Origin of the sequence: Cupriavidus sp. YR651 (genome assembly GCF_900101625.1) — a bacterium.
GTDB lineage: Bacteria > Pseudomonadota > Gammaproteobacteria > Burkholderiales > Burkholderiaceae > Cupriavidus.
In genome coordinates this window covers 619,243-638,860 of the sequence record NZ_FMYZ01000003.1, presented here as the reverse complement: position 1 = coordinate 638,860, position 19,618 = coordinate 619,243, and the positions used below count along the sequence as shown (strand labels likewise).

14 protein-coding genes are annotated in these 19,618 nt (G+C 67.8%); 4 read left to right on the top strand and 10 right to left on the bottom strand.

The annotated features are described in order from the left end of the window. Positions 1 to 63: 63 nt before the first annotated feature. The gene (gene hpnA / locus BLR29_RS12575) at positions 64 to 1,116 is read right to left on the bottom strand and encodes a hopanoid-associated sugar epimerase (RefSeq protein ID WP_255371219.1); all 1,053 of its coding nucleotides are present in this window, start codon (positions 1,114 to 1,116) and stop codon (positions 64 to 66) included. Positions 1,117 to 1,266: 150 nt separating this feature from the next. On the opposite strand from hpnA, the gene ispH reads away from it, so the two are divergent. Together ispH and hpnH are read left to right on the top strand one after the other, a co-directional pair. Next, positions 1,267 to 2,265, top strand: a complete 999-nt coding sequence (gene ispH, locus BLR29_RS12570) for a 4-hydroxy-3-methylbut-2-enyl diphosphate reductase (protein ID WP_092137271.1) — start codon at positions 1,267 to 1,269, stop codon at positions 2,263 to 2,265. 33 nt (positions 2,266 to 2,298) lie between these two features. Next, positions 2,299 to 3,465 carry an adenosyl-hopene transferase HpnH gene (gene hpnH, locus BLR29_RS12565; protein WP_092137270.1) on the top strand — a complete coding sequence of 389 codons (1,167 nt, stop codon included), beginning with the start codon at positions 2,299 to 2,301 and terminating at the stop codon, positions 3,463 to 3,465. Between the two features lie 198 nt (positions 3,466 to 3,663). Here hpnH and BLR29_RS12560 read toward each other — a convergent pair whose 3' ends face one another. After that, positions 3,664 to 4,287, bottom strand: a complete 624-nt coding sequence (locus tag BLR29_RS12560; protein ID WP_092137269.1) for an MlaC/ttg2D family ABC transporter substrate-binding protein — start codon at positions 4,285 to 4,287, stop codon at positions 3,664 to 3,666. 169 nt (positions 4,288 to 4,456) lie between these two features. Between BLR29_RS12560 and BLR29_RS12555 the strand changes: the two genes are divergently transcribed. Beyond that, on the top strand, positions 4,457 to 7,183 hold the full coding sequence (locus BLR29_RS12555; RefSeq protein WP_092137268.1) for a hopanoid transporter HpnN: 2,727 nt from the start codon (positions 4,457 to 4,459) through the stop codon (positions 7,181 to 7,183). 96 nt (positions 7,184 to 7,279) lie between these two features. Continuing rightward, positions 7,280 to 8,227: an MlaA family lipoprotein gene (locus tag BLR29_RS12550; RefSeq protein WP_092137267.1), complete on the top strand. Its 948-nt coding sequence runs from the start codon at positions 7,280 to 7,282 to the stop codon at positions 8,225 to 8,227. Between the two features lie 313 nt (positions 8,228 to 8,540). Here BLR29_RS12550 and BLR29_RS12545 read toward each other — a convergent pair whose 3' ends face one another. From BLR29_RS12545 to BLR29_RS12510, 8 genes are all read right to left on the bottom strand, one after another. Further along, positions 8,541 to 10,964: a CHASE2 domain-containing protein gene (locus BLR29_RS12545; protein WP_092137266.1), complete on the bottom strand. Its 2,424-nt coding sequence runs from the start codon at positions 10,962 to 10,964 to the stop codon at positions 8,541 to 8,543. Next, positions 10,939 to 12,642, bottom strand: coding sequence for a FecR domain-containing protein (locus BLR29_RS12540; protein WP_092137265.1), 1,704 nt, complete (start codon positions 12,640 to 12,642; stop codon positions 10,939 to 10,941). The genes BLR29_RS12545 and BLR29_RS12540 overlap by 26 nt, the downstream gene beginning before the upstream one ends. After that, positions 12,635 to 13,357: a response regulator transcription factor gene (locus BLR29_RS12535; protein WP_092137264.1), complete on the bottom strand. Its 723-nt coding sequence runs from the start codon at positions 13,355 to 13,357 to the stop codon at positions 12,635 to 12,637. Before BLR29_RS12535 ends, BLR29_RS12540 begins: the two co-directional genes overlap by 8 nt. A gap of 228 nt (positions 13,358 to 13,585) precedes the next feature. Continuing rightward, positions 13,586 to 14,956 carry an exopolysaccharide Pel transporter PelG gene (gene pelG / locus BLR29_RS12530; protein WP_092137263.1) on the bottom strand — a complete coding sequence of 457 codons (1,371 nt, stop codon included), beginning with the start codon at positions 14,954 to 14,956 and terminating at the stop codon, positions 13,586 to 13,588. Between the two features lies 1 nt (position 14,957). Next, positions 14,958 to 16,547, bottom strand: a complete 1,590-nt coding sequence (pelF, locus tag BLR29_RS12525; RefSeq protein WP_092137262.1) for a GT4 family glycosyltransferase PelF — start codon at positions 16,545 to 16,547, stop codon at positions 14,958 to 14,960. Then, positions 16,544 to 17,533 (bottom strand): tetratricopeptide repeat protein, encoded by a 990-nt coding sequence (locus BLR29_RS12520; RefSeq protein ID WP_092137261.1) that lies wholly within the window; start codon positions 17,531 to 17,533, stop codon positions 16,544 to 16,546. Before BLR29_RS12520 ends, pelF begins: the two co-directional genes overlap by 4 nt. A 3-nt stretch (positions 17,534 to 17,536) precedes the next feature. After that, complete coding sequence (locus BLR29_RS12515) at positions 17,537 to 19,015, bottom strand: PelD GGDEF domain-containing protein (protein ID WP_092137260.1); 1,479 nt, start codon at positions 19,013 to 19,015, stop codon at positions 17,537 to 17,539. 23 nt (positions 19,016 to 19,038) lie between these two features. Next, positions 19,039 to 19,587 (bottom strand): penicillin-binding protein activator LpoB, encoded by a 549-nt coding sequence (locus BLR29_RS12510; RefSeq protein WP_092137259.1) that lies wholly within the window; start codon positions 19,585 to 19,587, stop codon positions 19,039 to 19,041. Positions 19,588 to 19,618: the final 31 nt, after the last annotated feature.

Below are 19,618 nucleotides of genomic sequence, written 5' to 3'. Positions count from 1 at the left end.
GGACCGCCCGCATTCCCCTGTCCGCGCGACCGCCGCCTTGGAGGCTCTTTTCGAGGCGACCTCTTATTTGAGATAACCCGCCTGGCGGAACCAGTCGAGTGCGTCGCGCAGGCCTTGCTGATAGGGCCGGGGCGCGTAGCCGAGTTCGCGCTGGGCCTTGGCCGAGGTGAAGAACATCCGGTATTGCGACATCTTCAGGCCGTCAACGGTCACGAACGGCTCCTTGCCGGTAAAGCGCGCCACGGTTTCGGCCGCGCGGGCCAGCGGATACAGCGGCCAGCGCGGCAGTTGAATGGTCGGCGCCTTGCGGCCCGTCATTTGCGCGATGTCATGCAGCATCTGCTGAAGCGTCACGTCCTGCCCGCCAAGGATGTAGCGCTCGCCTACCTTGCCGCGATCCAGCGCCAGGAAGTGGCCGGTTGCCACGTCATCCACGTGCGCCAGGTTCAGTCCCGTATCCACGAAGGCCGGGATCTTGCCGGTGGCCGCCTCGACGATGATCCGGCCGGTCGGCGTGGGCCGCACATCTCGCGGGCCGATCGGCGTCGACGGATTCACGATCACGGCCGGCAGCCCCTCGGCCACCATGCGCTCGACCTCCCGCTCCGCCAGCACCTTGCTGCGTTTGTAGGCGCCAATGGCCTCGTGGCCAGCCATCGCCGCCGTCTCGTCCACGGGCGCCGTGGCACCGGCCACGCGAAGGGTCGCGACGCTGCTGGTATAGACAATGCGCTCCACTCCGGCCTGGCGTGCCGCCGTCATCACGGTCACCGTGCCGTCGACGTTCGATCGCACGATTTCCTCGGGATCTGGCGCCCAGAGACGGTAATCGGCCGCCACGTGGAACAGGTAGCGCACGCCATCCATCGCGCGGGCCATGGACGCCGCGTCGCGCATATCGCCCTCGACCACCTCCACTGGCAGGCCCGTCAGGTTGGCGCGCGGGCTGGTGGCGCGCACCAGCACCCGGACCTGGAAGCCCCGGTCGAGTGCCTGTCGCATCACAGACGAACCCAGGAAGCCCGACGCACCGGTCACCAAAATGCAATTGTTAATTTCAAATCCCCTGTCTTCTATTAGCGGTTTCTGGCCGTTGATGTTGCCATAACGGCCCATTCGGGCCGAAAAAACGGTGTTGGCCACGGCCAACGCGCCAGACAAGAAAATCGGCACCGGTATATAGTAACCACCGTGAGCCGCAAAAGTGATGCCGGAATACCAATTTCAGATGTTCAATATTTGTAAAAGGGTCGGGGGGCCGTCTCTATGCAGGTGATTCTTGCCCAGCCTCGGGGCTTCTGTGCAGGCGTGGTCCGCGCGATTGAAATCGTCGACCGCGCCCTCGTGAAGCACCACGCCCCCGTTTACGTGCGACACGAGATCGTACACAACAAGCACGTCGTCGAAGGCCTCAGGCAAAAGGGCGCCCGGTTCGTCGAGGAACTGGAAGAAGTCCCCAGTGGCGCAGTCACCATTTTCAGTGCCCACGGGGTGTCGCGCGAAGTGGTGGCGGATGCCCAGCGCCGCGAGCTGCACGCCATCGACGCCACCTGCCCCCTCGTCATCAAGGTCCATACCCAAGGCCGCCAGTACGCCGCCGCCGGCCGCCACGTGATACTGATCGGTCACGCGGGGCACCCGGAAGTGGAAGGCACGATGGGCCAGATTCCTGGCAAGGTCATCCTGGTCCAGAACGAAGCCGACGTGGAAAGACTGGAGCTGCCGACCGACGCGCCAGCAGCCTATATCACGCAAACTACGTTGTCGGTTGACGACACCCGTAATATCATTGCGGCGCTTGGCCGGCGCTTTACCAACCTGGTAGGCCCGAATACGCGCGATATCTGCTACGCCACGCAGAACCGCCAGACCGCGGTGCGCGAATTGTCCGCCCATGTGGACGTCATTCTCGTGATTGGCGCCACGAACAGCTCCAATTCCAACCGGCTGCGTGAAATCGGCACGGAAAGCGGTGTGCCGAGTTACCTGATCGCCGACGGCAGCGAACTCGATCCCGCCTGGGTGCGGGACGCGAACGTCGTCGGCATTACCGCGGGAGCCTCGGCGCCCGAGGAAATGGTGGAAGACGTCATCGCGGCATTGCGCCGCCTCGGTCCGGTCGATGTATCGACCATGGAAGGCATCGAGGAACATGCCGAATTCCGCCTGCCGGCCGAACTGGCCGACGCTAGCCTGGCCGCGCCGGCCAGAAAGACAACCGAAAAGAGCGATACGCGCCTTGCCGACCAGACGGCGGCAGGCTGAATCGCAACGCTGAACCCTCACAGGAAGCACCCCTTGGCCATTCCGTTTCTGCAGGTTGCCCGCGTAGGCACCTACATCGCACGCAAGCACCTGTCCGGGCAAAAGCGCTACCCGCTCGCCCTGATGCTTGAGCCCCTGTTCCGCTGCAACCTGGCCTGCTCGGGCTGCGGCAAGATCGATTATCCGGACCCCATCCTCAACCAGCGCCTGTCGGTGCAGGAATGCCTGGAGGCCGTGGACGAATGCGGCGCCCCCGTGGTGTCGATCGCCGGCGGCGAGCCGCTGCTGCACAAGGACATGCCCGAGATCGTGCGCGGCATCATCGCGCGCAAGCGCTTTGTCTACCTGTGCACCAACGCGCTGCTGCTGGAAAAGAAGATCGACCAGTACAAGCCCAGCCCGTATTTCGTCTGGTCCATCCACCTGGATGGCGACCGTGAGATGCACGACCATTCCGTGAACCAGGAAGGCGTCTACGACCGCTGCGTCGAGGCGATCCGTCTGGCCAAGGAACGTGGCTTCCGCGTGAACATCAACTGCACGCTGTTCAACGACGCCAAGCCGGACCGCGTGGCGAAGTTCTTCGACTCCGTGAAGGCAATGGGCGTGGACGGCATCACCGTCTCCCCGGGCTACGCATACGAGCGCGCCCCGGACCAGCAGCACTTCCTGAACCGCAACAAGACCAAGCAACTCTTCCGCGACATTCTGTCGCGCGGCCGCGCCGGCAAGAACTGGGCGTTCAGCCAGTCCACGATGTTCCTGGACTTCCTGGCCGGCAACCAGACCTACAAGTGCACGCCGTGGGGCAACCCGGCCCGCACCGTGTTCGGCTGGCAGCGTCCGTGCTACCTGGTGGGCGAAGGTTATGTGAAGACCTTCAAGGAACTGATGGAAGAGACCGACTGGGACGCCTACGGCGTCGGCCACTACGAAAAGTGCGCCGATTGCATGGTGCACAGCGGCTTCGAAGCCACGGCCGTGGCCGACACCTTCTCGCATCCGCTGAAGGCGCTCGGCGTGAGCCTGCGCGGCGTGCGGACCGAGGGCCCGATGGCGCCGGACATTTCGCTCGACAAGCAGCGCCCCGCGGACTACGTGTTCTCGCGCCACGTCGAGATCAAGCTGTCCGAGATCGGCAACCTGAAGAAAGCCCAGGGTAGCCGCGCGGAAGCGGCCCAAGCCCAAGCCACTCATTAAGAAAACGGGTAGCGATAGCGGGCCGCACGAGACCACGTGTCTCGTGCGGCCCGTTTCCATTTCCAGGGTGCCCCCGCCCGAATCACGTGCCGCTCCCGCCACAAATGGCATGAAGCCGTCCTGACTACGTTTGTCGTCAGGACGGCTTCATGTTTTTCCGGCCGGCAATCTCTGCAACAGCCGGCGGATGTGGGGGACTTAGGGCCGCGCGTTGTGTTTGGTCAGGTACGCCACCAGGCCGTCCACGCCGTCGCGTGCCACGATGTCCGCGAATTGCTTGCGATACACCTCGATCAGCCAGGCGCCCATCATGTTGATGTCGTAGATCTTCCAGCCATTGGCGCCACGCTGCAGCCGGTAGTCGATCAGCATCTCGTCGCCGTTGTTAAGCACGCGCGTGGCGACGACCGCGTCATTGGCATTGCTGCCGGCGGCGGCCGGTTTATAGGTGAACTTGGGGCTCTGGTCGCGCAGTTGGGACAGCGACACCGCGTAGCTGCGGACCAGGAGTGCAGTGAATTGCTCCTGGAGCTTTTTTTGCTGCTCTGGGGTAGCCTGCTTCCAGGTGTTGCCCAGCGCCAGCCGCGTGGTGCGGCCAAAGTCGGTGTAGGGCAGGAACTCGCGCTGGACCACGGCGGTAATTTTTGCAAGGTCTCCGCTGCGCGTCTCCGGATCTGACTTGATCTTGGTGATCACGCCCTCCACGGCCGATTGCACGAGCTTGTCAGGTGACGCGCTGGTCTGTGCATGGGCGGTGGACACCACCATCACGGCGGCGATGGGAGCGATGACGGCAGCGGTAAGGAATCCGTGTCGGTTCATAACGATCTGATGCTATAGGTGTCGACCAATCGGCCAGTCGGCCCAGTATATAGCGGATCGCAACCGGGCCGGCCGCATGACGCACGCGGCACCCTGCCCGCCAACCGCTATACTCCGGGCTGCTGCCCCCTGCGCCCGGCCCTTGCCCGGCGCTGATGACTCAACGCACATGATCAGATCGCTGCTGACCCGTACCGTCAAATTCGCCACCGTCCGCGCCTGGACCGTGATCGGTATTGCCTTGTTGCTGACCGTCGGCAGTGGCATCTACGTGGCCCGCAATTTCGCCATCAACACCGATATCAGCCGCCTGCTGGAATCGGACGCGCCGTGGGCCAGGAACGACGCCGCCATCAGCGAGGCCTTCCCCCAACGGGACAAGATGATCCTGGCCGTCGTGCAGGCGCCCGCCAAGGAACTGGCCGATGCCGCCGCCAATGAGCTGGCCGATGCGCTGCGCCAGCAGACCAAGCGGTTTCGTGCCGTAGGCCAGCCCGGCTCCGGCCCGTTCTTCGAACGCAATGGCCTGCTGTTTGCCGACACCGCCACGGTCAACGACATGGCGGAGAAGCTGACGCAGGCCCGCCCGCTCATCAACAGCCTGGCCCATGACCCCACCCTGCGCGGCCTGGCCGACCTGCTGACGACCACGCTGACCCTGCCGCTGCAGCTCGGCCAGGTCAAGCTGGGGGACATGGAAAAGCTGCTCGCGGCCAGCGCCACCACCGTCGACGGCGTGCTGGCGAAGAAGCCCGTGGCGCTGTCCTGGCTCGGCCTGGTCGATGACGGCCTCAAACCCAATGCCGACGGACGCGCCTTCAGCTTTGTCACGCTCTCGCCGGTGCTCGACTTCAGCGACCTGCAGGCCGGCGCCGGCGCCAGCGACACCATCCGCGCCGCCGCCGCCAGCCTCAAGCTCGAGGAACGCTACGGCGCCGTGGTGCGCCTGACCGGCCCGCAGCCGCTGGCCGATGACGAGTTCGCGTCCGTCAGCGATGGCGCGGTGCTCAACGGCGTGCTGACGCTGGTCGTGGTCATCGGCATCCTGTGGATGGCGCTGCGCTCGGGCCGCCTGATCCTGGCCGTGCTGGCCAGCCTGATTTCCGGCCTGCTGATGACGGCGGCGCTGGGCCTGATGATGGTCGGCGCGCTGAACATGATCTCGGTCGCGTTCGCGGTGCTGTTCGTCGGCCTGGGGGTGGACTTCGGCATCCAGTTTGGCGTGCGCTATCGGGCCGAGCGGCACGAGCACGACGACCTCGTCACCGCGCTCACGCTGACCGCGCGAGACGTGGGCACGCCGCTCACGCTGGCGGCGGCGGCCACGGCGGCGGCATTCTTCTGCTTCCTGCCCACCGACTACCGGGGCGTGGCCGAGCTTGGCAAGATCGCCGGCGTCGGCATGTTCATCGCGTTTGGCACCACGTTCACGCTGCTGCCGGCCCTGATTCGCGTGCTCGCCCCGCCGGGCGAAAACGAGGCCCCCGGTTTTGCCTGGCTGGCGTCCGCCGACACGTTCTTCGAGCGCCACCGCAAGGGCGTGCTGGTAGGCGTGCTCGGCACGATTCTGGCGGGTGCCCCGCTGCTGCCCCATCTGCGCTTTGACTTCGACCCGCTGCACCTGAAGGACCCGCACTCCGAGTCGATGTCGACGCTGCTCGCGCTGAAGGATGCGCCGCAGGCCGGCACCGATGACGTCAAGGTTCTCGCGCCGTCGCTGGCCGCAGCCGGGCAGATCGATGCCAGACTGCGCGCCCTGCCCGAAGTCGAGCGCGTGGTCACGCTGCAAACGTTCACCCCGGACGATCAGCCAGCCAAGCTGGCCGCCATCGCGGGCATGGCCAAGACGCTGATGCCGTCCCTCACGCAGACGCCGTCCGAGCCGGCCGACGACGCGCGGCGTGTCGCCTCGCTGCGCAATGCGTCGCGGCAGCTGGCCCTGGCCGCCGAGGACCACCCCGGTCCGGGCGCCGCCGCCGCCGAGCACCTGTCCCGGGGGCTCAAGAAGCTGGCCGACGCCGACGCCGCCACGCGCGACCGCGCGGAACGGGCCATCGCCCTGCCACTGCGGCTGGCGCTGGCCAAGCTGCAACGCGCACTGCAGCCGGAGCCCATCACGCTGCAAACGCTGCCGCCCGATCTGGTGCGCGACTGGCTGGCGCCCGACGGACGCGCGCTGGTCAGCGTCAGCCCCAGGCTGCCGCCGCCGGGCGCGAAGAATGACGATGCCCGGCAGATCGCGCTCAACCGATTCCTGGAGGTGATGGCCCGCGTCCAGCCCGATGCCACCGGCGGCCCCATCGCCATCAAGGGCTCGGCGGACACCATCATGACCGCGTTCGGCCATGCCGGGCTGTGGGCCGTGCTGTCGATCGCGGTACTGCTCTGGATCACACTGCGCCGCATCAGCGATGTGCTGCGCACGCTGATCCCGCTGCTGGTCTCGGCCATCGTCACGCTGGAGCTCTGCGTGGTGTTCGGCATCGCCCTGAACTTCGCCAACGTGATTGCGCTGCCACTGCTGCTGGGGATTGGCGTCGCCTTCAAGATCTACTACGTGATTGCCTGGCGCCACGGCAAGACCAAGCTGCTGCAATCGAGCCTGACGCATGCCGTGCTCTACAGCGCGGCCACCACGGCCACGGCCTTCGGCAGCCTCTGGCTATCCCACCACCCTGGCACGGCCAGCATGGGCAAGCTGCTGGCGCTGGCGCTGTTCTGCACGCTGGCGGGCGCGGTGTTCTTCCAGCCGATCCTGATGGGGCGTCCACGCAGACTCTCCACCGGGCGGGTCGATCCGCTCGGCCCGTCGCTGCCCCCCTTGACGGTGGCTACGACCATGGGAAATTCCGCCGATAACCATGGTGGACCAGACAACGGAAATACCAGGCGGTAAGTCCCGGCAATCCGGTATCGTTACCGTCCGAATCTGACGCTTGAAGTCACGGCGGCTGGCCCCATAACAAGTCACCAAAAGAACATCCGTCTCACCATGCTCTCCCGTTTCTCACAGAAGCGCGCCGTGCCGGCGCGCCCCGCCCCGTTTGCCAATGCGCTGGCCGTTGCCGCGCTCGCCGTGATCTCCACCGGCTGCGCCACCGGCCCGCAAGCCAATCCGGACGATCCGCTGGAGCCGATGAACCGCGTGGTGTTCACGGTCAACGACAAGGCGGATGAGTACGTGGCCGTGCCGCTCGCCAAGGGCTACAAGGCGGTCACACCGGAGCCCGTACGCATCGCGGTGACAAATTTCTTCGCGAACCTGTCGGACGTGGGCAACTTCGCCAACAACGTGCTGCAAGGCAAGGGCACGGACGCGGCGGAAAGCCTGATGCGGGTGGCGATCAACTCGGTGCTCGGCATCGGCGGCCTGATCGACATCGCCACGCCGGCCGGCCTGCAACGCCACTCGCAGGATCTCGGGCTGACGCTGGGCACATGGGGTTTCCCGTCCGGTCCGTACCTGGTCCTGCCGCTGTTCGGCCCCAGCTCGATCCGTGATGGCATCGGGCTGGCAGGCCAGTTCTACCTCGATCCGGCCCACTACCTCGACCCCGCGTGGCGCAATTCGCTGTTCGGGGTCAACGTGATCAACGTACGGACCAACCTGCTCGGCGCCACGGACCTGCTCTCGCAGGCCGCGCTGGACAAGTACGCCTTCGTGCGCGACGGCTACCTGCAACGCCGTCGGTACCTGCTGGGCGAGGGCAGCAATCAGTTGCCGTCGTACGAGGAAGATGAAGACACGGGTGCGACTCCGGGCACGCCGTCGCCGTCTACCCCCGCCACGCCGTCTACGCCCTCCACACCGACCGCGCCCGCAAAGCCCTCAACACCCTCCACGCCGGACGCACCGGGCAAGCCGGAAGCCTCCGGCACCGCAGCGGAACCGGCCGCACCTGCGCCGGCCGCCACACCTGCACCGGAGCCAGCCAAGTAACGGAGGTACCGAGGGAAGCGCCGAGGGAAGTGCCGAGTCGCTGACACGGGGGATACAAGGCCGCCCCGCATGGGGGTCTTCCGAAGGGGCCACCGAAGGGGTCACCGAAGGGGTCACCGAAGGGGGTCTGCCGAGGGGAGTCTGCCGAGTGCGCCTTGCCAGGGTCGACAGAAAAAGCTGTGTCCGCGCCGTAGACCGACGCGGACACAAAATCGCGGATGCGGTGTCCGCGACCCGCAGATCGTAGGCAATTTTTGCAAAACCAACTGCCAACAATTGTGTCGGCAACCGGCTGCGCGAAACGATCCGCGCTCTAGCTGATACGGCTACGACGCGGCAACAGGATGGTGAATGTCGCGCCGGCGCCCGCCTCGCTGGCCACGGTGACGCGGCCGCCATGACGCTCCGCCACCGTCTTCACGAACACCAGCCCCAATCCGCTGCCCCCGGGCGCATCGGCACCGGCATGGTGAACGCGGCTGAACGGCCGGAACAGCCGGGACTGCGCCTCGCGCGGAATCCCCGGCCCCTTGTCCTCCACGTCGATGGCCATGTACGGCCCCACGCGCCGCAACCGCACCACCACGGATTGGCCGGGCGGGCCGAACTTGATCGCATTGCTGACCAGGTTGGCGATAGCGCGCACCAGCAGCACCGGCGCCGCGCGCAGCGGCGCACAGTCGGCATCCATGTCCAGTTGCAATTCGATGCCGCGCGCCTTGGCCAGCGCCCAAAGTTCATCGGTGGCATCCATCACCAGCGTGGCCAGGTCGACTTCGGCAAACACCAGATTCTGGGATTCCGCCTGCGCCAGCCGGATGAAGTCGTCCGCCAGCGCCAGCGTGCGGTGCGCGTGCTCGCCGATCCGGCCGAGCAGCTGGTCCTGCGGCAGGGCCCGCTCCGGACGCGATTGCAGGTCGATCAGCGCCAGGATGGAAGCCTGTGGCGAACGCATGTCGTGCGAGAGGAAGTGCAAGGTCTGCTCGCGCTGGCGCTCGGCGCGGCGCACCGCGGTGATATCGATCAGGCTGACGATCACGCCGGCCGGCCGGCCCGCCTCGCCGTGCAGCGGCGCACCGTGCAGCAGGTAGCGGCGATCGTCCTCCGTGGCCAGCTCCACGCCGTGCGAATCGGCGGAAGACATGACCGGCGCGTCGGACTCCATCACCGCGCACAGCGCATCCCAGTAGACGAGCCCCGGGCCCGGCACCGGGAACAATGACTCGATGATGTCCGGCAGGCCCGGCCGATCCAGTCCGCCATAGGCATCGGCATGGGCACCGGGGCCGTCGCCCGCGCCGTCCTGCGGCAGTCCGTTGATACCGCTCAGCACCGCGGGCGCCAGCGCCACCGCGCGCCGGTTGGCCACCAGGATGCCGCCATCCAGATTGCAGATCACCGTGGCCTCGGGCAGGCTTTCCAGGCCGTCCGACAGGAAGCGGCGCATGTCCCGCAGGCGCGCGGTCATGCCGTAGACAGCCAGCATGCGGCCATCGAGCGAATGGTCGGGACGCGTCCGCAACGGCAACAGCCCGGGTTCCAGCGCCAGCCGCCCCAGTTCCTCCGACAGGAAACGCAAGGCTGCCTCCTGCCGGCGCCAGCTCCAGAGCGGATAGACCAGCAGGCATCCGAGCACGCCGGCCGAGGGCGCGAACCACAGGTGCGCCTGCCCCACCAGCAACAGGCTGCCGCCCACCAGCGCCATCACCAGCAGGCCGGTCGCGAGCAGCGCATCGCGCGGGGTCAGCAGCAACGCCGCCCACGCAGCCAGCAGCACAGGCAGCATCGTGCCGGTCCAGAACACGGCGGGCGGCACCGCGACGATGCCATCGCCGTCCACCAGCGCCTGCAGCGTGTTGGCCAGGATCTCCACGCCGCTCATGCCGCGCCCGTCGCGCGACACCGGCGTCGGGAACACGTCGCCCAGCCCCGTGGCCATCGCCCCGACGATCACGGACTTGCCACGGAAGTACCCTGCCCCGACCTGGCCCGTCAGGACGTCCAGCACCGACACGCGCGTGAATGTTCCCGGCGGCCCGGCAAACGGAATCCGCAGGCGGTCGTGACTGATCCAGCCGGCGGCGTCCACGCGCCGGGCGGGTTCGTGACGCCAGGAATCCAGCGTCGCTGGCGAAGCGTGCCCGAACGCCGCCATGGCCGCCGCGAAGTGCCAGACCGGCCGCGCATCGTCGTCGCCTTCGCGCAGATAGACCTGCCGCGCCAGCCCGTCCGCATCGACCACCAGGTTGATATGCCCCATCCCCGCACCGAATCCGTCCATCGGCCCGCGCATGGTCGGGCCGTCCGGGCCGGATTCCGCCACCACGGGCAGGATCACGTTGCCGGCGCGCGCCAGGCTGCGCGCCAGTGCGGCGTCGTCGGTCGGGTAGCGCGTATCGGCTTCGGACAGGATCACGTCCATGCCGATGACTTGCGGCTTGTCGGCGGCGATGCGGTCGATCAGCGCGGCCAGCACCGACCGTCGCCACGGCCAGCGGCCCAGCGCATTGATGCTGGCATCGTCCACGGCGACGATCACGATGTCGTCGCGCGCCGGATGCGCCTGGCTGGCCACGGCCAGGTCCAGTACCGCCAGGTCCGCCCGCGCGAACCACTCGTAGCGCGCGACCACGGCGGTCACCACCATCACCGCGGCCAGGAGCAGCGCCCATTCGACCAGGGTACGGCGGCGGAATCGCACCGCCCCGGGTCTACTGAACACCGAGGCGAACACCATGGCCCTCGCCACCCATGACGATGGCGCTGCCCCGCGCATCGCGCAGGACCTGAAGGATGTCGATACGTTGCGCCGCCGAAAACGCCTCCGTGGGCGGCACGGGCCGGCCGGCATCGCGCGCCACGCGAACGTAGTAGGTGCCGGGCGCCGGACGCGGCAGCGTCACGTCATTGCTTGCCGTGCGCCGCGTGACGACGTCGGACGCGAAGCCTGCGTCGGCGGACATCTGCACCACGTATCCCGTGGCGCCGGTGCTGGTGGCCGGGCCATCCTGCGCCGCCGCGCCCGCCGCACCAGCGGGCCAGCGGACGCGCAACGTCCGGCCATCGTCCTCCGGAGCCGGCACCGGGGGCGCGGGCGCCACCGCGATGGCCAGCGACTCGCCCCACGGACCCGGCTGGCCCTGCGCGTCGATCGACCGCACGCGCCACCACCACTGGCCGATGGGCAGCGTATGGCGGGCTTCCACAACGTCCATGCGCGAAATATCGGCGTGCTGCGTGAATGCCTTGTCTGCCGCCACCGCCAGTTCATAGCCGGCGGCGGCGTCCACCCCAGCCCAGCGGAAGGTCACCGGACCGCCATGCTGCGTGCCGTCCGGTTGCGGCGCCAGCGTGAACGGCGGCGGCGGACTGAGGCGAACCGTGAAAGGTCTCACGCCGGGCAGCCCCGTCAACTGGTCCTGCGCGATGGCGTTGACGACCAGGTACAGCGGGCCTTCCGGCAACCCGGAGAGCATGGCCTCGGGCGCGTCCACCTGGCCCGAGGAGATCCATTCCGTCAGCGCGGCATCGCGCGTCACGCCCACGCGGTAGGCGACGGCGCCCTTCACCGGCGACCATCGCACCGTCAGGCTGGCACCGAGCACCGGCATCGGCACGGGCGCCACCACCGGTGCGGGCAACAGCGCGGCCGGACTGGAAACCCGGCCGGCCGGCGACACGCCCACGCCATACCCGGCCGCCACGGCCACCGTATTGTCCGGCTGGCGGCCCGCGCCCACGCCCACCTTGCCTTCCAGGACCTCGCTGCGGCTACCCTCCGCGTCCGCCGTCACGCGATAGCGCGTGCCGCGCACGCCCGTCACCATCAGCGGTGTACGCATCTCGTAGCGGCCCACGCCGCCACCGTTTGGCGCCACGCGCGATTCCGCCGCACCGCGCTCGACGCCGATCACGGTATCGGTAAGCCCGCTGCGCGAGAACTTGCGCAAACGCCGCACCTGCGCGGTGGTCGACGGCGGCAGGACCACGCGGCTGCCATCCGGCAATTCCAGCGTGGCGGTGCCGTCGGCGCCGGTCTCGATCCGCGCCGATTCCGCCAGCATGGCACCGGCCCGCAGCGGCGCACCGTCGGCACGCACCTGTCCGCGCACGAACGACACGCGTGCGGTGGCCGGGGTGACGGGAATCTGTGACAGCGGAATGCGGATGCGGGACCCCGGCACCAGCCGGTACGGATCGGGCACGCGATTGACCGATTGCAGCAGGCGCCAGCCATCGGGGCCGGCCATGTAGCGCGCGGCCAGCCCGATCAGGGTGTCGCCGGGCTCCACCTCGTAGATGAAGTCGTCGCCTTGCGCGCCAGCCGGGCCGGCGAGCACTCCACCCGGCAGGCTGGCGCCGGCCATCGCCCCGCACAGCAGCGCGCGGGCGAGCCACCGCCGCGCGCTACGCATTGGCACGTCCGATCATGACGGGCGCGGCAGCAACCTCTTCAAAACGGTAGCCGTGCGAATACACCGACATCAGCCGCACGCCGTGGTCCGGCCGCAGCGCCAGCTTGATACGCAGCCGCGAGATATGGGTGTCGAGGGTGCGGGACCCGGCCTCCATGGCGCGGCCCCAGACGGCCTGCTCGATCACATCGCGCGACAGCAGGCGGCCGATATTGCGGAACAGGAACAGCGCGAGGTCGAATTCGCGCGGGGACAGTTCGATATTGAGTCCCGACAGCATGATGACGCGCCGGCGCACGTCGATGACGTAGTCGCCCTGGCGGATCAGCTGGTCGTCATGCGCGGCGTCGGGATACGCGCGGCGCAACAGCGCCCGGACGCGCGCAATGAATTCGCCCGGACGGATGGGCTTGGCCAGGTAGTCGTCGGCGCCGATGGCGAGGCCCGCGACGATATCGGCCTCCTCCATGCGGCTGGTCAGGAACAGGATGGGCGGCAGGCGGCCGGAATGCTGGCGGACCCAGCTGACCACCTCGTAGCCGCTCACATCCGGCAGTTGCCAGTCCATGATCAGCAGGTCGAACGCCTGGTCGCGCAACGCGCGCAGGAACGCGGACCCGGTGGCAAAGCTCGCACAGGTAAAACCGGCCTCATCGAGCAACTGGACAATCTGTTCGGCCTGGCTGACGTCGTCCTCCACGGAGGCAATTCTCATACTTCCCTCTGTTGACTGCGGCCTGGGTCGGGCTCGGCGGCGCCATGTTACCCAAACGCGGCACGCTGCGTCGAGGCTACATTAGAGGGGGTCGCCGCAGGTGTTGCAACCGTGCCGCGATGCCGTGCCCTTGCGGGCGTAAGCGATCCTTGACAGACGAAAAACGTGACGGAGCCGCCCCACCGCCACCCCACCGCCCCGGGCGCGGCGACCCGGCGATGATTCCCCCTATTGCAGCATGTAGGTTTCGTATTCCAGCCGGTCCAGCTTGCGGTCCAGCAGGTACAGGGACAGCGCCACCACGATCAGCAGCGACACCGCGAAACCGTAGCCATACCACGCCGGCCCCAGCGCCAGCGTCAGCCGCGTCAGCACGAAGTTCAGCACGACGAACGTACCGGTCAGCAGCAGCACCTCGCGGCGGCGATCCAGGTAGAAATAGATGTTCAGCACGCCCAGCAGCACCACCTGCAGGCTGGCGCCGATCACGTCCACATAGAGCAGGGGCAGGTAGAGCTCGGAGATCCCCAGCAGGCCCAGGACCCAGCGCCCCACCACGAACAGCAGCAGCGCGGCGATGGCCTGTACCTTCACGATCTCGTACAGCCCCAGGCGGATGGTCTGGACCATCGTGTTGCGCATGTCCTCGATATGCTCCAGCGAGCTGCCGCCGCGCACCGCGTTGTAGAACGCGTCGTAGTACTCGACGAAGTCCGTCTCGATCCGCACCAGGAACACGGCCATGCCGGGGATGATCGCCAGGTAGGCCAGGAAGACCGGGATGTCGTAGATGATGGACGCATGCAGCGGGCCGATCACCTGCTGGCCCGTGGACGGCGCGTACCAGAACATGAACTTGTCCAGCCAGATCCCCAGGTTGTAGAACAGGCCGATCACCACCAGGCTCGGGTACGCATGGCGCTTCTGGAAGACTTCGAACGAGATGAAGCGCTGGCTGGTGTAGTTGCGGTAGATCAGCGTGATCATGCCCACCAGCAGGCAAAGCTGCCCCGCCACGAAGCCGGCCAGCAGCCCTTCCAGGCCGTGGCCGCGCAGCCCCAGCGCGGCCAGCACCGTGATGGTGTAGCCGACGAAGAACGTCCACACGATGGCCTTGTACTGCTTCATCCCGGACAGGAAGATCGCGGCGATCCAGATATTGCTCATGATCACGAAGCCCGCGATCATCAGCAGCCGGTACAGCACGGACTGCTCCGGGAAGGCCCACACCGCGCAGGCCAGGCCGATCGTCCCCGCCAGCGCCGTGGAAAGCAGCGCCACCGCGTGGTAGTTCGACAGCACCAGGTGATCGCGGCGCTCGAACAGGCGGTCCGACGTGAAGCGCGTGAACGAGAGCTGCATCGGCCCGGTCAGGATCAGGCTGCAGGCGATCAGGTAGGTCACGGAAACCTGGAACTGCGTGATCAGCAGGCCGGGCACCACGAACCCGATGGAAAGCAGGCCGATCAGCAGGATGCCGAGGATCGACAGCACCCACGGGCCCGAGCTGATCACGCCGGCGTAGGCATAGGCGCCCAGCATGCCCGACAGGCTGTCCCGCCGGAGCATCTTGCGCAATTCGAAACCGATGCCTGCCATGTCAGCGTCCTCCGTGGACCGGGCACCGTGCCGGATTGCCGCCTGCGGCGCCGTCCTGCCGCGCGTGGTCAGGCAATGCCGTCAGGGACTCGTACAGCGTGCGATAGCTGCCCACCATCTGGTCCTGTGTGTAGTAGCGTTCCACGCGCGCGATGCCGCTGGCCTGCGCCGCCCGCCAGCGTGCGGGGTCCGTCAGCAGCGCCAGCGCCGCGCCGGCCAGCGCGGCCGGGTCGGCAATGCGCACCACGCCGCCCGCCGCGCCCAGGTCCGCATCCTCGCCGGGCAGGCCGAAGATCAGCTCGCGGCAGGACCCCACGTCCGTCGTCACGCATGGCACGCCGGCCGCAAAGCCCTCCAGCACCACCAGCGGCAGCGCCTCGGAAATCGAACTCAGCACCAGCACGCCCACCTTCGGCAGCAGTTCGTCGATCTTCTGGAAGCCCAGGAATTTCACCTTGTCGCCCAGGCCCAGGCTTTCCGCCAGGCTGCGGCATTCGCGCGCGTATTCCGGATCCTCGTCCTCCGGTCCGGCGATCCAGCCCTCGGCATCCGGGCACTCGCGCACCACGGTCAGCATCGCGCGGATAAATGTCTTGATGTCCTTGATGGGCACCACCCGGCCGATCAGGCACAGCACCGGCGGCACACCCGGCGCGCGCTTTTCGCGCAGCGCGGCCAGCCGGGGCAGGTTGATGCCGTTCGGGATGTTGCGCGTGCGCCCGGCCGGCGCGCCATCCGCCACCTGGCGGCGGCGATTGCCTTCGTACAGCGCCACGATCTCGTCGCCGGCGTCGTAGCAGACGCGGCCCAGCGTTTCGAAGAAGCGCACCCAGAGCTCGCGGAAGTAGCTGATCTGGGAGATGTCGCGCTCGAACACGTTGCGGTTGTCGCGGATCCACTGGCTCTGGAACAGGTCGATCTTGCGTTCCTTGGTATAGATGCCGTGCTCCGACACCAGCAGGGGGCGCGCGTTGCGATAGCGCAGCATCGCTCCCAGAAAGCCGGCATAGCCCGTGGACACGGTGTGGTAGACGCGGGCCGGGATCAACCCTTCCGCAATCCGCACCAGTTGCCAGAGTGGCTTGTGCATGATGCGGACGGTCCAGAAATAGTCCGTGAACGACGGGTCCGTGCAGAACTGGCGGTATTGCTCCGTAATGGTCTGCCAGGCGCGCTTGCTGTAGAGGAAGGCATCCTTGGACAACGCCCCGCCCTCGCGCAGCAGCGGCATCAGTTCGCGGATCAGCTCGCCGGCGCGCGCTTCGTGGCCCGGCTCGCGCAGGATCTCGTGCAGTTCGTCCGATTTCGCGAAGGCCTTCGCGTCGCCGGCGCTGCCATGGACCATCGGCGGCGGTGGAAAGTCGTACAGGAAATGGGATTCCAGATGCACCACGTTCTCGGGCAGCGCGTACACCATCTCGCCATAGTCCTGGCGGCGGCTGCCGATGAAGACGATGCCGAAGCGGATCTCCGGGAACGCCCGGATCATCTGGTTGACCCAGCTCGACACGCCACCGCTCACATAGGGGAACGTGCCCTCCAGCAGCAGCATGACGTCGGCGGACGTGCCCTTGACCAATATCTCGCTCATGATTGCCAGTACCGCAGGAGGGGCCGCACCAGCGGGAGCGGCGAAGGACTGTCGAAGGCCGCCATGAGCTTGCGCACGGCGGCATAGTCGCGTTCCAGGTAGGCGGCTTCCGCCAGCAGCGGCAGCACGCGCTCGCGCGCGAAGCCGAGCGACTCGGCGCGCACGAGCCATTCGCGGGCCTCGCCCGGCGCGTTGCGCGCCAGCGCCAGGCGCCCGCGCATATACCAGAGCGCGGCATTGCTGTCGTCGATCTCCAGTGCCGCGCTGGCGTAGCGTTCCACCTGGCTCGCGGTGTAGCGGTAGACGTCGCCCTGCACCAGGTTCTGATAGATCAGCTCCCAGTACAGGTCCGCCAGCCGTTTGTTGATCTCGCCGCGCGCCTGCGGCGTGTCCGCGGCCTCCAGCCGTGGCAGCTCCGCCAGGATCTGCTGCGTCAACTGCTTCTCGGCGCCGTCGAGCATGCCGTAGGCCAGCAGCCGGATATCGTCCGTGCTGTCCGCCAGCAGTTCGCGGAGCACCGGGCTGGCCGTGCGCGTGGGCATCGACTGCATGGCCACCAGCGCCGTCATGCGCTCCGGCAGCGGCGCGCGCGTATTGCCGAGCTGGGCGCGCAACCGCGCGCCGCCGCCGTGCGTGACGCGCTGGATCAGGTGCGTCACGAACTCCGGCAGCGCCACCGAGGCGATGCCGGTGGCATCCCGCTTGCCCGGGAACAGTTTGGAGAACAGCAGGCTGCCCAGGCACACCAGCGTGCCACCCAGCGGCACGAAGAAACAGAACGCGGCCAGGTAGAGGTAGCTCCAGAAAAACGGCACGCGGAAGCGCCGTGGCAGCAGGCGCCATAGCGCCAGCCCGAGCAGCGCGGCCGCCGTGGCCTGCAGCCCCAGGAACGACAACAGCAGCGGCAGCCCCGTGCCGCCACTGCGCAGCAGCAGCGTGAGCGCGGCGATCTGGGCGGCGGTGCCACCGATGGTCAGCTTGCCCATGCGTCAGCTTGCCCGGGTCTGGCCGGCAACCGGCGCCGGGCCGGTGCCTGGCGCCGCGTCAGCCGTGGCCGCCGTGCCGTTGCCGCCATCGATCTGGCAGCGCTGCAGCAGCCGCACCAGGGCGTCCTCCGCCCCGGTGGCCGGCACCGCCAGCGTGTACACGCCGATATGCGCGGTGGCGAAATCGGTGCCGAACTGGGCGCGCAGCATGTCCTCGATCCGCACCAGATAGGCCGATACGGCCTGGCTGTCCGACAACGGCATCAGCGTCAGCATGGCGCGCTGGCGCTGGCTGCGCGCGGGCCATGCCACATCCAGCGCGCGACGGCTGCGCACCACCTGTTCGAACAACGCATCGCGCGCCTCGTCGAGATCGAATACCAGTGCCACCACCGAGCTTTCGATACCGGTCTCGCGACGCAGCCGCGACAGCCGCGCATAGTCCAGCGCAAACGCATACGGAATGGCCGGCGCCAGCGACTGGATGCCATGCGTGGCGTGCGCGTGCTCCACGCCGTCGGCGTAGTAGCCCATCAGCACCATCAGCAGCTGCAGGTTTTCATAGGTCAGCGACAGGAACGGCATGCGCTCCACCACCAGCACCCCGATCAGGCGGTCCGATCCGGCCAGCACCGGCGCCACGGCCACGTAGCGGGTCTGCGCATCCTGCTGCAGGCCCGTGGAGCGCAGATGGGCCAGCGTGCGCGTATCCAGGCAATGCCTCACCAGCGGATCGTTTACATCCAGCGAAAAGGATCGTCCGATGCTGGCCACGGCCTCGGTGGACAAGTGGTCGCCATCGCACGGATACAGCGCGGCCGCCTCGACCTGGCAGGCCTGTGCCACCACCTGGAGCATCGGTTGCGCGCCAGCCAGATGGCCGGCTGCCGTGTTGCCAGCGATCTGGCCGCGCGCCGCATCCTCCAGCGCCACGCCACGCAGTTGCGACAGCGTGTCGCGCAATGTGGTCGGACGGGCCAGCAGATCGTTTTCCAGCCGCGCGTGGGAAATGCGCAGCAGGTAGTGGTTCTTGGTCAGCGCGGCCAGCCGCTCGTCCAGGTAGCGGTTCACGGCGCGCGCGCGCGCCAGGCGCGTGCCCCAGACGTCGCCGAACTGGCCGGCCACCAGCACCAGCAGCAGTCCGCCGAGGAAGAACATGCGCGGGAACGCTCCGCTGTAGGCACCCACGCTCTCGAAGAAGAACCAGCCACCCAGCAGCATCAGCACGGCGCCCACGCCGATCAGCGTGCCGTAGCGCAGCGCCAGGATGACCGGCAGCAGCCAGGCCCAGGGAAAGCCCATGCCCAGCAGCAGCGGATTCTGCGGCAGCACCAGGTACGCGAGCCCCATCGCCACCACCATGGTGACGATCAGCTCCAGCACGGCCGCCGGCCCGCTCACCGCGGGCGCCAGCCAGCGCGCATAGCGCCCGCCAAGGCCGATTCCCTGCCCCTGGCGCGTCTTTTCCACGGAATTGGCCACGCGTATCACCCGTCCTTTTGCGCTCAACCTTGCATCAGCGGCGCCAGCAGGCGGCGCAGCAGCTTCTGTGCCGTGCCGGACAGCGATTCACGGCTCCAGCCGCTGTTGCTGCCCGTGGCGGACCACACCACCTGGCCGCTGGCCACGTCGATCAGTTGCAGCGAGATGCCAACCGCCGGCTCGCCATCCACGCCGACCTTGTAACGCCATTCCTGCACGGCGCCGGTCAGCGCATAGCGGGCGCGTTCGCCACGGGCCCATTCCAGCGCGCGGCCCACGGACTCGCGCTCGGCCGGCTCGAACAGCGTTTCCGGGTTCAGGGCCGCCGGATAGCGTTTCAGGTTGGCCACGCCCCCGGTCTTGAGCAGGGATTCGGCGATGGCTTCCGCACGCAGGCCGGCCTGCGGCGTCTCCGTGTAGTTCACGATCGGCAGCACGGCCACCGTGTCGCCCGGCGACATCTGCGGTGCGCGGCCCACGTCCGTCACCGCGCAACCGGCCAGCCACAGCGCCGCGCCCATCGCGCCGCACCATGCCACCACCCGTCCCATGCGTGTTGTCTTCCCGTTCATGTCGATCCCCCTCGTTACCTTGAAATCCAGT